Here is a 15,146-nt window from a genome sequence, read left to right on the forward strand (position 1 = left end):
CGGCCTGCGCCGGGACGACGGGAGGAGAGCGCGTGCAGTCATCACATCACCCTCCCTGCCGCGGCGTGATGATCTCGATCTCGTCGCCGGCTTTCAGTGCAGTCTCGGCCCAGCGGCTCTTCGGCACCACGTCGTAATTCAGCGCGATCGCGAAATGGCTGCCCTCGTAGTCGAGCTCGGCCAGCAGCGCGTCGACGCTCGCTGCGTTGATCTCGCGCTGCTCGCCGTTCACGATCACGCGCATAGCATCACCTCATTGTCGATTTCGCCGCGCTGGAGATAGGCGAGCGTCAGCTCGGCCAGCGCCGGAGCCAGCAGGAAGCCATGACGGTAGAGTCCGTTCACCGTGATGCGTTCCTGCTCGATCCTGATTTTCGGCAGATTGTCCGGAAAGGCCGGACGCAAACCGGCGCCGAACTCGACGATGCGCGCCTCGCCGAACGCCGGATGCACGACGTAAGCCGCCCCCAGCAGCTCCAGCGCCGAGCGCACGCTGACGCCATTGTCCTCGGCCTCGATCGTGGTCGCGCCCAGCATGAAGCGGCCGTCGCCGCGCGGGATCACGTAGAGCGGCCAGCGAGGATGGATCAGCCGCACCGGGCGCGACAGCTCGACCTCCGACGTCTCGATGATGATCATCTCACCCTTGACGCCGCGCAGGCTCGGCTCGCGGTCGCGTGCGGCAAGCCCGCGGCAGTCGATCACGAGGCCGTCGAGATCGTCAGCTTCGGCATCGCTGCCGAACTTGATGGCGCCGCCGGCCTTGGCGATCGCGGCATGCAGCCGCGGCAGCACGCGGCGCGGCTCGACATGGCCCTCCTCGGGATAGAACAGGCCGGCGCCGAAGCGGCCCTCGAGCGCCGGCTCGAGCGCGCGAACGCCCTCGGCATCGAGCCGGCGATGGCCTGACGTGAGGCGGGCAAAGCGCTCGAAATCGGCGCGGTCGCGCGGATGCGCCACCACCAGCGAGCCGTTGAATGGGGTTTCCGGGAGATGCTGTCGCCACAGCGCGAGCGAGCGAATGCCGAGGCGGGTGATGACAGGCTCCGCGGCCTCCTCCTCGCACCAGGGCGCCAGCATTCCGCCGGCCCAGTGGCTTGTGGATTCCGTCATCGCCGCGTCACTGCGCTCATGCAGGGTGACGGCACGTCCGGCCTCTGCGAGCAATAGCGCATGCCAGGCGCCGGTTATGCCTGCGCCGATGATGGTGACGGGGGAATCCCCCCGCGGTCGCAACGTCTGATACATCCCTGTCCCTTCGCCGGCATGACCCGGATCAGGTTCAAAGGGTCACCGCGGTCCCGGACTGTTCGCCTGATGGCGAGGCCCAAGCTTGCGGTATCTCAGCTCCTCCTTCGGAGCACCCCTCGGAACGCCCCTAATGTAGGCGGATGGGCTGACGTGTCAACGTGTATGCCAGCGGGGGGCCGCGATCGGTTATTTTTCGGCCTGTTCCGGCTTCGGCTCGGCGGGTTCGGCCGCCACCTGATCCTGCCTGGCGAGCTCTTTCGGCGGCGCACCGGCGGCGCCATGCATCGCCTCCTTGAGGTGGCCGCCGCGCTGCCGCTTTGCGACGTAGTAATACCCGCCCGCGAAATAACGCACGGCTCGGTCGAAATCGCCGTTGGCGGCACGGTAGGCGCCGGCGAGGTATTTGACGCCGTATCGGAGGTTGGTCGCGGCGTCGCGCAGACCTTCGGCGGTACCGGTGTAGCCGACCCCACGGGCGGTCGCGAGCTTGATCTGCATCATGCCGATGGCGCCGCCGCGCCCGATCAAATGCGGCTGGTACTTGCTCTCACGGACGATGACGCGATGCACCAGCTCTTCCGGCACCAGATTGGCCTGCGCCTCGGCTGCCACCATCGCCTCATATTGCGCGCGAGACTGCGCCTGCGCGCCGGCGCAGGACACAAGCCACGCGATCGCGGCAAGGCAGCTAAGGGTCTGAACGGTCTTCATGTCTGATACGCTCGGGGTAATCAATGCGCGTCGGTTCTGCGGTCTCATTGGTACGGCGAGCGGGCAGGAATGTGGCAAAACCTTCGCATCAGCGAACGTTCTGCGTCCGTGATTGTCCGGATCTGGGCGAGGCGGACGACGCGATTGCGAAATGCTTCAAATTGTCTGCTTCGATCGACTCAGCCAGGAATTGTTCTGTCACATCCTGGCTTTCAGTTTTCGCGGCCGCGCTTTGATGCACGCTATCCACAGCTGATTGTCGTGCAAACGACTCGATGAAGGTTTACACTTGGTGGCAAGGCAGAGCGCGCGCGGTGAGTCAGCACGTCTGCCCATTCCAAAGCACGCAAGAAACAACATTCGGGAGATGCGCCATGAATCGTCAAGATTCAGTCCGTCAGGACATTGGCTACATGCCTCGCGAAAATCCCTGCGCGCAATGCGGCAAGCCGATTGCACGCCCCGATTGGGTGGAGCACAGCGAGGGACGCACGTCGTTCCTGTGGAATTGCCGCGCCTGCAATTACCGCTTCGAGGCCGTCGCGATCTACGACCTGACGCAGCTCACGCCACTCGCCGCCTGATGCGTTAGTCGCCGGTCCGTTGCGTCGCCGGTCAGCCGCAGCTGATCAGGCCGCGGACTTCTGCGGCTGCTGCAACTGCTGTTGCCGCGCCGGCAATTCGATCCGGACCACGAGCCCGTGCGGCTTGCGATCGTGCAGCGACAGCGTGCCGCCATGCGCGAGCACGATGGCGTTGGCGATCGACAGGCCGAGGCCGAAGCCTTCGGCCTCATCCATGTTGCGCGCCTGGTCGCCGCGCACGAACGGCTCCAGCACGCTCGCCTTGTGCGCCTCGGAAATGCCGGGGCCGTCGTCCTCGATGTCGATGACGAGGCGCTCCGGCTCGACGTCGAGCCGGACGGTGACTTCGCCGCCGAAGCGCACGGCATTGTCGACCAGATTAGTGATGCTGCGATGCAGATCGGCGGGCCGCGCGGTCGCCATCGCATGCTGCGGACCCTCGTAGCTGACCTTGTGGCCCATGTCGGCGAACTGGTCGGTGACGAGATGCAGCGTGCTTGCGATGTCGACCAGCGTCATCTCCTCGAGCTTGCGGTCGTTGCGCAGGAACGACAGCACCGATTCCAGCATCGAGCGCATCTGGTCGAGGTCGCGCAGCATGCGGTGGCGATGGGTCTCGTCCTCGATGAATTCGGCGCGCAGCCGCATTCGCGTGATCGGCGTGCGCAAGTCGTGGCTGATCGCGGCCAGCATCTTGGTGCGGTCGTCGATCAGTGCCGTGATGCGCTCGCGCATCCGGTTCAGCGCCTTGGCCAGCGAACGGATCTCCTCGGGGCCGCGCTCGGGCAGCGGCGCGGCGGCGCCGTTCAGGCTGAAGGTCTCTGCGGCCTTGACGAAGGACGACAGCGGCGCGGTCAGCGCCCACGCCGCCCACAGGCCGAGCAGGGTGACGCTGATGACGGCGAACAGCACCGTCATCATCCAGGGCCCGCCCCAGAACGGCCGCATGTGCTGATCCGGCATCAGGTTCGCGGCGAACATGGCGCCATCCGGCAGGCGGATCGCGACGCGGCGGATCTCGCCCTCATGCGGCGTGCTGCCCGCCTCGCGCGGCAGCGAGAAGACATGGTAGCCGGCACCGAGCCGGCGCAGCGCATGCAGGCTCGGCGTTTCGGTTTCGGTGAGCGGGCCGATATCGGCCGACAGGTCGCTGATCGCAAGCTGCGGGAAGGCCCTGATGATATCGGCCTGCAGCCGCGGCCGCTCCGATGCCGGGGCATGTCCCAGCAGTTGCGCGGCGGCGGCGAGCTGGGTGTGCCAGCGATCCGACGGCTCCGGCCGGTCGGGGCGATGGATCAGGAAGGTCGCGGTGATGATCAGGTGCAGCGCGACGATCGAGACGACGACCAGCGCCGCCATCTGGGCGCCGATCCCCCGCAGACTCAGCACACGCAGCAGCTTCATGGTCAGTTGCTCGTGGCGGCAACCGCCTCCACCCTCGGAGTGAACACATAGCCGCCGGAGCGCACCGTCTTGATCATGGTGGCTTCCTGCGGATCGGGCTCGATCTTGCGTCTGATACGGCTGACCAGCACGTCGATCGAACGCTCGAACGAACCGGCGCTGCGGCCCTGCGTCAGGTCGAGCAGGCTGTCACGCGACAGCACGCGGCCGGGTCGTTCGCAGAAGGTGCGCAGCAGGTCGAACTCGGCGCTGGTCATTGCGACGCGCGCGCCTTCGGGATTGCGCAGCTCGCGCAGGCGGATGTCGATGCGCCAGCCGAGGAAGGTCAGCGTGGTCGCGCCCTCGATCGCGCTGGCGTTGCGCGCGGCGGCCTGGCGGCGCAGCACGGCGTTGATCCGCGCCAGCAACTCGCGCGGGTTGAAGGGCTTGGCCAGGTAGTCGTCGGCGCCCATCTCGAGGCCGAGGATGCGGTCGACATCCTCGCCGCGCGCGGTCAGCATGATGATCGGCGTCTGCGACTCCGCGCGCACCTTGCGGCACAGGCTGAGGCCGTCCTCTCCCGGCAGCATGACGTCGAGCACCAGGAGATCGACCCGGTGGTCGGTCATGGCCTTCGCCATCTCGCGGCCGTCGGAGGCGGTCGTGACATGACAGGAATTGGTGCGGAGATATTTTGCGATCAGGGATCGCGTTTCGCGGTCGTCCTCGACGACGAGGATATTGGGCGCAGCCTGGGTCATACCGACTCTTTTGTCCGTGATTCGGGGGAAGCGGCTCAGGAATTTTGTTTCAGTATATGTCTGAAATTTTGCCCGGAATAACGAGTTAACAGGTCGGCGGTGCGGAGAAAAGTTATCGTTCTGTCATCCAGCTAGTGCGTTGAAATACAGATCGAAGTCGCCTTCGGCATGGCACCGTCCTGCGCTGCTGCGGTCACCGGAAAAGGGAAGGGCAGCTGCCATATCCAGCGGCGGAACCGGTTCCCCCGGCGATGCGTTGTTTCTCTTTCAGGCCAGGGAGGGTGAGATGGCTGTCGAGGTCAGGACGAGGCCGCATCAACTGATTGCCAGCGATCGCGTCGAGGGGACCGCGGTGCGCCGGGCCAATGGCGACATGATCGGCCACATTGAGCGGCTGATGATTGACAAGATCTCGGGCAAGGTGTCGTACGCCGTGCTGAGCTTTGGGGGCTTCCTCGGGATCGGAACCAATCTGATTCCGCTGCCGTGGGGCCGGCTGCACTACAACCCGAAATTCGAAGCCTACGAGCTCGACATCGAGGACGACGAGCTGAAGCGCGCGCCGTCGTTCCGCGCCGACAAGGATTTCGATTGGGGCGACCGTTCGCAGGAAGTCGAGCTGCATCGCTTCTACGGCGTGCCGCCCTATTGGGGCGGCTTCTGATCGCAGGGCTGGGCGTGCGCGTGATCGACGCATGTCGATCGACGATGCCGCAGCGTGGGCGCGTGCCGGCTTGTGCAGCGCGGTTCGCCGGGACGACTTAGTGAGCCAAACATCGTCACATCCGGGACTGCGGGTCCGGCGCAGTCGTGAGGCTCAACCGCAAACCCAATTGAGAGGTGACGGTCGCGTTCGTCAAGGAGCGCGACGTTCCATGCGTTGGAAACGCACGCGCTGCTTGCCGCGTCGTATTCATGGCGTTCCAGGATCGCGTTCGCAGGCATCGGGGCGGCTTTTGAGCGCACGCGAAATAGGAACGGACGCCTACATCACGGGTTCTCCCGGCATCGATTTTGCGAACTGAGGAGAGCGCATAATGTTGATCAAATCCATCGTTGCCGGCGTCGCCGGTTCCGCCCTGCTCGCAACCGTCGCGGTTGCGCAGACACCCGCCGAGAGGGCCGACAAGATGGCTCCTGCGGCGTCGACGACAACGTCGACCACGACGCCCACCGCGTACACGGGCGAATGGCGCGCGTCCAAGGTCGTCGGCCTCAGCGTGTACAATGACGGCAACGAGAGCGTCGGCTCGATCAACGACCTCTTGATGGACAAGGGCGGTACCATCAAGGCGGTCGTGATCGGCGTCGGCGGCTTCCTTGGCGTCGGCGAGCATCTGGTCGCCGTGCCGATCGACAAGGTGAAGTTCGTCAACGAGCCGGTCTCTTTGACCAGTGCCGCCAACACCGGCAGCACGACCAAGCAGACCACCACCGGCGCGGCGCCTGCTGCGACGGCGTCGAAGCCGAATCCCTGGTACCCGGATCACGCGGTGTTCAGCGCGACCAAGGATGAGCTGAAGGCGATGCCGGAGTTCAAGTACTCGACCGACTAACGCGGATTGTGCGCCCGAATGTCCAACTGCGTAGAACGTGAGTCAAAAGCGTAAAAGCCGAGTCAACCCAAGGGACGCCTCGCGACGCCGTTCGCGGAGGCGTCCTCAGATGATCGCGGAGTGGGCGGCCGAGGATCGGTCTCCCTGGCGGACATCGGAAATGAAAAGCCCCGCCGTCGCCGGCGGGGCTTTTTCTGCTTCAGAGGAGGACAGGTTTAGACCGAGACCGACATTTGTTGACGGTTGACGGTTAACGCTCCAGCTGCGGCGCCTCCAGCACGATTATAAGGACCAAATCTGACATAAAGCCATGGCCGCTGAAGGGCGGCCTGGTCGTTCCGGTCACCCGGATAGGCGGCGATCGAGGTTTACCCGGCCAGGCGCATAATGATCGTCATCAGCGGGCCAGCGCCGCCACGCGATCAAGCGCGGTGCTGAAGCCCTGAAGCGAGATCGAGAAATTTGCCAGAGCCCCGCCATCGGCGACGGCCTTGACCTTGAGTGCCGTGCCCGCCCGAACGGCCACCAGCGTGGCCGCGTCGAAGGTGACATTGACGAGGCAACCGGCCGGCAGGCAGGTCCGGAAGCGGATTGGCGACAGGGCTGGCTTGTCGTCGATCTGGAAAGTGACGCCGGAGTCGAGCGCGAGGCCGAATGGCAGAACGAGAGTGCCCGACACGGTATTACCCGACGGTGCATTCAGTTCGATCGCCAGCACCCGCTGTCCGTTTTGCTGGGACTGGAGCTGCGACAGCGCACAGCGCTTTGTGCTGCCGTCTTGTGCGCAGACCACGCCCCAGTCCTTGTAGGTCTCGTTGAGGGAGGACGCGCCGCCCGGCAGGGACGATGCCGTTGCGCCGGCGGGTTGGCTTCCGGATTGCGCCTGAGCCAGTTGGAAGCGTTGGGGCGCCGGCTCGTCGCGATTGTCAGTGATGGATGCGGCCTGGGAAGGCGTCGAAGACGCAAGTTCGGGCACGAGGTACAGCGTCACGCCTGCCGCGATCGCGGCGGCGGACGAGATTCCAATAAGGCAGACTTTGCGGCTCATCATGCGAGCGCCTTTCGTTCGTCTGCGCGCTGCGCATTGAGGCCGAGCAGGCTTTGAAAATTCTGAAGCGAAGCTAGATGCAGCGTGGCGAGATCAAGCCAGCCTCTAGCGTGCCAGTCGGCGACTGTTTTTGCAGGCAATGCCCGGAATGCCTTCTCATCCACCACGCAGAAGCCGTCGAGCGTCTGTTGACCGCCGTCGGGAAACTGCATCTGAACGTGGTTCGGAGTAAGAAGCTTCGCCTCGCCAAGCGCCTTTGCGAAGGCGAGCGTATTGACGATATCGGCATGGTAGGCTTGGCAGAAGGCCATGGCCGACTGCGCCGTCGAAGTCGGCTTGCCGTCCGCGCCGAACAGGCGTTCCGCGTCCGTCCGCGCCGATGCCGAGGCGACGAAACGGTTCGACTTCCGGTCGATAGTCAGGAGTTGCTGCGCCTTGTCGGGCGTCTCGACACCGATGAAAGGATAGCGGCGCACATAGGCCGGAATGTAGGTGCCCGCGCGCCATCCTCCGTCGCGTTCGACGAAGAGGTTGTGACCTTGCCGAATGCCGACGACAACAAGTGGCGAAGCCGAACCGTCCGCCGCGAAGACGATCGGATAGTGGCGCATGGCGGGAACGAACTCGCCAACGCAAAGCGGAATGACGACGGCCTCGCTCGCGAACCCGAAATCGGCGGGCGGAGCGAGCCCCACATCGCCGTGGTCCTCGAAGCGCAGGAGCACCGGGTCTTTATAAAAGAGAGGAAGCGTTGGCGCCCCTGTTGCTGCGTGCGTATTTTTGGTCATCGTCAACCTTGGATTGCAGCTCAGAATTTGACGTTGAAATTGGAGCGGCCGGACTGATCGGAAACTCCGGAGCCGAACTGGCCACCATAGGTGACGCTGAGGGTGGCCTTGGGCGACAGCGCGTAGTCGATGCCGGCCTCGACCACCGAGGCATTGCGGGCGATTGGAACGCCGCCGATGGTGAAGTCACCGCCGCTTGCGAAACGCATCGTCGAGAACGGCGTGGCGTCCCCGAAAGCGTGACGCCAGCCGACCACGCTTCTCGCCGTCAGAACGGTTCCGCCAATGTCGAAAGTGGTCGATGTGCGCAGGCCGAGCGTGGAGAAGGTCGTATCCGTTGCGGTGGCTGCGCTCGTCAGCGCCGCCGCGCCGCCCTTCTCGGTGAAGGCGTCGGTATGCAGGCTCACATAAGCGAGGTTGGCGAAGGGCTCGAACCGGGCAGCGCCGGCATTGATGCCGTAGCCGAGCTCACCGAAGACCTGGGCCGTACCGGCGTTGTAGTGGCCCGTCAGCGTGTCACTGAGGCCGGGGAGGATCACGCTGCGGGTCGCGGTGATGTCGTGAACGGTGAAGGCCGTGCCAGTGCGGAAAGCGAGAGCGCCCCAGGTCGTGCCGCCATAGAGGCCGACATGATAATTGTCGCTCCAGCCGGATGAACGGTAATCCTTCACGTCGAAGTGGGTGGCGCTATAGCCGGCCACCGCGCCAAAGCGCCAGTTGTCGAAAGCGGGCGCATCCGCCCCGATGAAGAAACCGTCGATCGAACGGTTGAGGCGCGTGGCGTTGCCGTCGCCATTGGTGTTGCCCCAGGAGCCGAAACCCTGGCCCCAGACCGCAAGGTGGTCCGTGGTCGCAGCGACGGTGACCGGTTTGCCGTCGATATAGGTCGTGACCGCGCCGTTCGCGGCGCCGACACGGTCGAAGGCGGCCCGGATGCGGTCGTTGACGGCGCCGCGAACGAAGCGGCTGTCGTCGATCATCGTCGTCTTCGCCGAGGCGTTGATCTCGCCCGAGAGCTGGCCGAAAGCCGACCGCGCCTGCGGGGCGGAAAGGTTCGACACGGCATTGTAGATCGAATTGCCGAAGCCGAGGCTTTCGACCCCGCCGCCTGCGGCGATCTGGTTGGGCGTGACGCCGATGGCTTTGAAGTCTATATTGTTACGGGTCATCGTCAGCCAGACATTGCTGGCGTCATAGCTGAGCGAGGGCGTGAGGAAGGCCAGATTGGTAGTCACGCCGGAGAAGGTGCTGTTGGCCGTGAGCCCGCCGGTCGCTGTGAGGATATTGTACCTCGTTTGCGGCGCGTAGTTGCCTGCGCCGGCCAGCACCTGCACCGTGCCGCCGTTGATCGTTGCCGTGCCCGAAGCGACGATCTTGTCGGATTGCCCCTGTGCGTTAATCTCTACTTCGTAGATCGAGCCAGGATTGAAGGTGATGCTACCGGCAATGGTGAGCGTCCCGATCGAGTTGCCCGGTGCGACCGTGCCATTGACGGTGGTGCTGCCGACCGTGCCGATGCCCTGAAGGCGGCCTCCGGCAAGCACATCGAGCATGCCGCCGAGCAGACCGTTCACCGCGAGCGTGCCGACCTGAACCAAGGTCGTGCCCGAAAATGCGGAGGAGTCGCCGGTAAGGTTCAACAGGCCGGTGCCGGTCTTGTTGAAGCCGCCATTGCCCGACAGCACGCCGGCATAGGCGGCGTTGGCAGTCTGGTTGAAGGTGAAGGACGCGCCTGAAGCGATGGCGGCGTTGCCGCCGAAGCGTCCGGCCGAAGAGACAAGGCTTCCTGCCGAAATCGTCCAGTCGAGCGAGGACATGCCGGTCAAGGTCAACGTGCCAGCGCCCCGCTTGACCATCGTACCGCGCGTGCCATTGAGTGCGCCAACGTCGCCGGCGAAACTGGCGTCCGTTGCCTGATTGAATATCACCGTGCCGGCATTGCCGATGTTGCCTGAGATCGAGCCGGCATGTCCGATCAGCGTGCCGGCTGCGACAAGGGTGTTGCCGTAGGCGTTGGCTCCGTTATCGAGCCGCAGCGTGCCACCGCCCTGCTTGACGAGATTGCCGCCTCCGGAAACCACGCCGGTCAGACCGAGTTCGGTTCCATTAGCGACGTCGAAGTTGCCGGCCTGCGTCAGCGCGATCAAACGGGCGGTATCGAAGCTCGCGGTAGTCGCGAGCGTGCCGCCGGTGAAGGTCAGGCCGCCCGGCGCCGCGCCGAGATTCGCGTCGCGCGACACCGACAGCACACCGCCGGCGATGGTGGTGCCTCCGGTATAGGTGTTGTCAGCGGTTAGGGTGAGCGTGCCCACGCCGGCCTTGATCAGCGACGAGCCGTTCCAGCCGGTCGCGGGATTGGCGGCCTGGTCGGTGAGCGCTGTTCCGACCGTGAATGTGTCGGTCGCGTTGGTCAGCGTGAAGGTGCCGCGGGCGAGATTGTTGCCGGCGAACCAGCTCAGGCCGTAGCTGGCGAGATATTGCAAATTGTCGGCTGACTTGTGAGTCGAGACGGTGAGATAGTCCACCGTGCCGCTAAAGCCGCCCACGGTGACGTTGGCGAAGTCGCCGCTGATGCCGGAACGGGTGTCGATCAGCACTTTGTCGAGCTGGCTCGCACTGTCGATGCCGCCGATGTTGAAGGTGACGCCGCTGCCGATCGAAACGCTGCCCGCCGATAGCGCCGGACTCTTAGTGCCCGCGACGATCGAGAGCGTGGTGTTGTCGGCAAAGGTCACAGCCCGCGCGACATTTGCGGTCGCCGGTGTCTGGATCGCCAGCGTGCCGCCGGTCACGGTCAGGTTGCCGCCGAGATTGTTGCTTCCGCCCGCGCTGCCGTTTCCAAATTGCAACGTCCCGCTGGAGACAAGGGTGTCGCCGGTGTAGCTGTTCGTGCCGGTCAGGATCGTGGTGCCCATGCCTATCTGCTGCACTGTGCCCGTGCCGGAGATATTGCCGGAGTAGGTCGCCATGTCCGAGCGATTGAAGGCGAGCGTGCCGTTGTTGACGACATCGCCAAGAAGCGAGCCGGTATTCCCTCCATTGCCGAGTTGCAGGGTGCCCGCCGAAATCGTCGTGCCGCCGGTATAAGTATTGTTCGCGATCAAGGTCAGCGTGCCCGCGCCGGTCTTGACGACATCGCCGGGGCTCGACCCATTCGAAATCACGCCGCTCTGCGTCACGGTCTGGCCCGCGGCGACATCGAAGGTGGGATCGCCCCCGACGGTGATCGCGTGAGTGTAAACGCCGCCCTGGGTGAAGGCCAGCGTCGTGCCGTTCAGAAGGGCGAGCGTGCCGCCGGTGCCGAGATTGCCGTCCGAGGAAATGCTCAGCGTACCGCCCGCGACCGTCGTGCTGCCCGTGTAGCTGTTATTTCCCGACAGCGTGAGCGTGTCCGTTCCCAGCTTCATCACGGAACCGCTGCCGGAAATGGCGCCGGAAAAAGTCACCGCGTCGGAGCGGCTGAAGGCGAGCGTTGCGTTGTTGACGACATTGCCCGCGATCAGACCGCTCGTGCCGCCGTTACCGATCTGCAAAACGCCAGCGGAAATGGTCGTTCCACCGGAGTAGCTATTCGTGCCGGTTAGGATGGTCGTGCCCGCACCGATCTGCCGCACCGCGCCGCTGCCGGAGATGTCGCCGGAAAAGATCATGGTGTTGCCGCGGTTGAAGACGAGCGTCCCGTTGTTGGCGACATCGCCAAGGATCGAACCGGTGTTCCCGCCATTGCCGAGTTGCAGCGTGCCACCGCTGATCGTGGTGCCGCCGGTATAGGTGTTGGTGCCGGTCAGGATCAGCGTGCCCGCGCCGGCCTTGGTCAGCGACGAGCCGTTCCAGCCGGTCGCGGGATTGGCGGCCTGGTCGGTGAGCGCTGTTCCGACCGTGAATGTGTCGGTCGCGTTGGTCAGCGTGAAGGTGCCGCGGGCGAGATTGTTGCCGGCGAACCAGCTCAGGCCGTAGCTGGCGAGATATTGCAAATTGTTGGCTGACTTGTGAGTCGAGACGGTGAGATAGTCCACCGTGCCGCTAAAGCCGCCCACGGTGACGTTGGCGAAGTCGCCGCTGATGCCGGAACGGGTGTCGATCAGCACTTTGTCGAGCTGGCTCGCACTGTCGATGCCGCCGATGTTGAAGGTGACGCCGCTGCCGATCGAAACGCTGCCCGCCGATAGCGCCGGACTGTTGGTGCCCGCGACGATCGAGAGCGCGGTGTTGTCGGCGAAGGTCACAGCCCGCGCGATATTCACGGTCGCGGGCGTTTGGATCGCCAGCGTGCCGCCGGTCACGGTCAGGTTGCCGCCGAGCGTGTTACTTCCGCCCGCGCTGCCATCGCCGAACTGCAACCGGCCGCCGGAGACGAGGGTGTTGCCGGTGTAGCCGTTCGCGCCGGTCAGGATCGTCGTGCCCGAACCGATCTGCTGCACAGCACCGCTGCCGGAAATAGCGCCGGAGAAGGTCGCTGTATTGCTGCGATTGAAGGCGAGCACCCCGTTGTTGAGTACATCGCCAACGATCGAACCGCTGGCACCGCCGTTGCCCACTTGCAGCGTGCCCGACGAAATCGTCGTGCCGCCGGTGTAGGTGTTCGCGCCCGACAACGTCAGGGTACCGGTGCCGATCTTGACCAGCGAACCGCCGCTACCCGAAATGACTCCGCTCACCACGGTCGATAGATTGTTCGAGCCGACCGTTAGTTCGTTGGCCCCGAGATTAAAGGTGCCGCCGCCCGCGATTGATCCCGCGCTCAGCTTGCCATGGCCGTTCGGGCCGAAGCTGCTCGAAAAGTCGGTGACGGCCACCGCACTGTTGGCGACGGCGGCGTTGCCAGCCGTGCTGGTGTTATTAAAATTCAGATTGCCGTTGTTGGTGATAGTGGCGTTGCCGGCCGTACTGCTGTTGTTGAAATTCAAACCGCCGTTGTTGGTGATGGTGGCGTTACCGGCCGTACTGGTGTTGTTGAAATTCAGACCGCCGTTGTTTGTGATGGCGCTGCCACCGGCCGTGCTGCTGTCGTTGAAAAACAGGCCGAAATTATTCGTGATGTTGGCGCTACCGGCCGTGCTGCTGTTCAGAAAATACAGGTAGTGATTGTTGGTGACGGTGGCGCTACCTGCGCTCGTGCCGTTTCTAAAAAAGGTGATGCCGCTGTTCGTGATGGTGGCGATGCCGCTGGTGTCGGCGTTGACGACGTTGAACGTGCCGCCCGCATTCACGGTCGCCGCGCCCTGGATGGCGCCAGCGCTGACGGCGGTGCCGAGTTGCAGCGTGCCGCCGTTGATCGTGGTGCCGCCGCTATAGGTGTTGGCGCCCGAAAGCGTCAGCGTGCCGGTGCCGACCTTGACCAGCGAGCCGCCGCTGCCCGAAATGATGCCGCTCACCTCGGTCGTGGAATTGTTCGAGCCGACTGTCAGTTGGTTGGCCCCAAGAGCATAGCTGCCGCCACCCGCGATCGACCCCGCGCTCAGCTTCCCGTCGCCGTTCGGTCCTATGCTGTTCGAAAAATCGACGGTGGCATTCACATTGCTATTGTTGATAGCAGCGCTGCCCGCCGTGCTGGTGCCGAAGAATTGCACGTATCCGTTGTTTGTGATGGTGGCGCTGCCGGCCGTGCTGGCGTTTTTGAAAACTAGGCCGAAGTTGTTAGTGATATTGGCGCCGCTGGCCGTGCTGGCGTCGACGAAAGCCAGGCCGTTGTTGTTGGTGATTGTCGCGCTGCCAGCCGCGCTGGTGCCGTAGAAATACAGGTAGCCGCTATTGGTGATGACAGCACTGCCCGCGCCGCTCGTGCCGTAGAAGTTCAGGTAGCCGCTGTTGCCGAAAGCGATGCTGCTTGCGCTGGTTCCGGTCTGGAAGTTCGTCGTGCCGATGTTCGTGATGCCGGTGATCCAGGAGGTGATGGCATTGGTGACGTTGAGCGTGCTGCCTGCGTTCACGGTCACCGCGCCCGAGACCGCGCCGGTGTTGGCGGCGGTGCCGATCTGCAATGTGCCGCCGTTGATCGTGGTGCCGCCGCTGTACACATTAATGCCCGACAGCGTCAGCGTGCCCGAACCGGTCTTGACCAGCGAGCCGGTGCCCGAAATGACGCCGGTCACCTCGGTCGAGAGCCCGTTCGAGCCGACAGTCAATTGGTTGCTGCCGAGCATATAGCTGCCGCCGCCCGCGATCGATCCGGCGCTCAGCTTGCCGTCGCCGTTGGGGCCGGTGCTGGTCGAAAAATCGGTGGTGGCGCCCGCGCCGGTGATGATAGCGGCGCTGCCGCCCGTGCTGTTGTTGTAGAACCTCAGGGTGCCGGTGTTGGTGACGTTGGCGCTGCCAGCGGTGCTACTGTTTTGGAAATACAGATAACTGTTGTTGGTGATATTGGCGTTGCCGGCCGTGCTGCTGTTGAAAAACGTCAGGCCGAAATTGTTCGTGATGGTGGCGCTGCCGGCCGTGCTGTTGCCGTAGAGCCACATGTAGTTGTTGTTAGTGATATTCGCGCCGCCAGCCGTGCTGGTGTCGTAGAACCGCAGGTAGCCGCTGCTGCCGTTGGTGATGGTGGTCGTGGCGGGGCCGGCAGTGCTGCTCCCGAAGAAGTTCACGTTGCCGTTGTTGGTAACGGCGATCGTGCCGGTGCCGTTGTTCGTGATGCCCGTGCCCCAGAAGCCGAGGGTTGCGTTGTTGTTGAGGTTGAAGGTGTAGTTCGGCGCGCCTGCGCTGAAGGTCCAGCCGGCGATGGCGTAAGTTGTCGGGGTGCCTGGCGTGATCACCAGGTTGGATTGCGTCGAGGCGCCGAAAACGGCCGTGGCGGTCTCTCCGTTCGGCACCACCCCGCCGTTCCAGTTGGCGGCGTTGGCGTAGTTGCCACCGGTCGGAGTGGTGCTCCACGCCGCCGTCTGCGCCCGCGCTGCGTATCCGGTGACCGTCAGCGCGGTCGAGGCCAACAAGGCCGCGCGGAACAGGCCGTCCATGACGCCACGCGGCGAAGCCGAAATCGTTCGTGAAGCCATTATAACCAGTCCCCCGGCCTAAACGCGAGGGGTGCGGCTCCGTGCGTGTTCAGGCCCCTGCCTTCGCCCGCGCAT

At 64.3% G+C, this 15,146-nt stretch carries 11 protein-coding genes and 1 riboswitch; of the genes, 3 read left to right on the forward strand and 8 right to left on the reverse strand.

The genetic code is table 11. From position 1 onward, the window contains the following. Positions 1-46: 46 nt before the first annotated feature. The 3 genes from thiS to ACTUWL_RS24935 form a co-directional block, all read right to left on the reverse strand. On the reverse strand, positions 47-244 hold the full coding sequence (gene thiS, locus ACTUWL_RS24925) for a sulfur carrier protein ThiS (protein ID WP_021079978.1): 198 nt from the start codon (positions 242-244) through the stop codon (positions 47-49). After that, positions 235-1,248: an FAD-dependent oxidoreductase gene (locus ACTUWL_RS24930; RefSeq protein ID WP_021079977.1), complete on the reverse strand. Its 1,014-nt coding sequence runs from the start codon at positions 1,246-1,248 to the stop codon at positions 235-237. The genes thiS and ACTUWL_RS24930 overlap by 10 nt, the downstream gene beginning before the upstream one ends. Further along, positions 1,236-1,378, reverse strand: a riboswitch (TPP riboswitch). It overlaps the preceding gene by 13 nt. A 59-nt stretch (positions 1,379-1,437) precedes the next feature. Then, positions 1,438-1,962: a lytic transglycosylase domain-containing protein gene (locus ACTUWL_RS24935; RefSeq protein ID WP_021079976.1), complete on the reverse strand. Its 525-nt coding sequence runs from the start codon at positions 1,960-1,962 to the stop codon at positions 1,438-1,440. A 374-nt stretch (positions 1,963-2,336) separates the two neighbouring features. Between ACTUWL_RS24935 and ACTUWL_RS24940 the strand changes: the two genes are divergently transcribed. Further along, a complete protein-coding gene (locus ACTUWL_RS24940; RefSeq protein WP_021079975.1) occupies positions 2,337-2,546 on the forward strand; it encodes a hypothetical protein in 210 nt (69 codons plus the stop codon). A 45-nt stretch (positions 2,547-2,591) separates the two neighbouring features. On the opposite strand, the gene ACTUWL_RS24945 is transcribed toward ACTUWL_RS24940, so the two are convergent. Then, positions 2,592-3,950: an ATP-binding protein gene (locus ACTUWL_RS24945; protein ID WP_021079974.1), complete on the reverse strand. Its 1,359-nt coding sequence runs from the start codon at positions 3,948-3,950 to the stop codon at positions 2,592-2,594. A 2-nt stretch (positions 3,951-3,952) separates the two neighbouring features. After that, positions 3,953-4,690, reverse strand: a complete 738-nt coding sequence (locus tag ACTUWL_RS24950) for a response regulator (RefSeq protein WP_021079973.1) — start codon at positions 4,688-4,690, stop codon at positions 3,953-3,955. A 286-nt stretch (positions 4,691-4,976) separates the two neighbouring features. Between ACTUWL_RS24950 and ACTUWL_RS24955 the strand changes: the two genes are divergently transcribed. Then, complete coding sequence (locus ACTUWL_RS24955) at positions 4,977-5,354, forward strand: PRC-barrel domain-containing protein (protein ID WP_021079972.1); 378 nt, start codon at positions 4,977-4,979, stop codon at positions 5,352-5,354. Between the two features lie 373 nt (positions 5,355-5,727). Beyond that, positions 5,728-6,246 carry a PRC-barrel domain-containing protein gene (locus ACTUWL_RS24960; RefSeq protein ID WP_021079971.1) on the forward strand — a complete coding sequence of 173 codons (519 nt, stop codon included), beginning with the start codon at positions 5,728-5,730 and terminating at the stop codon, positions 6,244-6,246. A gap of 397 nt (positions 6,247-6,643) precedes the next feature. On the opposite strand, the gene ACTUWL_RS24965 is transcribed toward ACTUWL_RS24960, so the two are convergent. Genes ACTUWL_RS24965 through ACTUWL_RS24975 form a run of 3 tightly spaced genes read right to left on the reverse strand, consistent with a single transcriptional unit; the run spans position 6,644 to position 15,071 of the window. Beyond that, the gene (locus tag ACTUWL_RS24965; RefSeq protein WP_021079970.1) at positions 6,644-7,297 is read right to left on the reverse strand and encodes an invasion associated locus B family protein; all 654 of its coding nucleotides are present in this window, start codon (positions 7,295-7,297) and stop codon (positions 6,644-6,646) included. Next, on the reverse strand, positions 7,294-8,082 hold the full coding sequence (locus tag ACTUWL_RS24970; protein ID WP_021079969.1) for a SapC family protein: 789 nt from the start codon (positions 8,080-8,082) through the stop codon (positions 7,294-7,296). The genes ACTUWL_RS24965 and ACTUWL_RS24970 overlap by 4 nt, the downstream gene beginning before the upstream one ends. A gap of 20 nt (positions 8,083-8,102) precedes the next feature. Continuing rightward, positions 8,103-15,071 carry an autotransporter-associated beta strand repeat-containing protein gene (locus ACTUWL_RS24975; protein WP_106940294.1) on the reverse strand — a complete coding sequence of 2,323 codons (6,969 nt, stop codon included), beginning with the start codon at positions 15,069-15,071 and terminating at the stop codon, positions 8,103-8,105. Positions 15,072-15,146 lie beyond the last annotated feature (75 nt).

The sequence above is a fragment of the Bradyrhizobium sp. WCU1 genome (assembly GCF_053474805.1).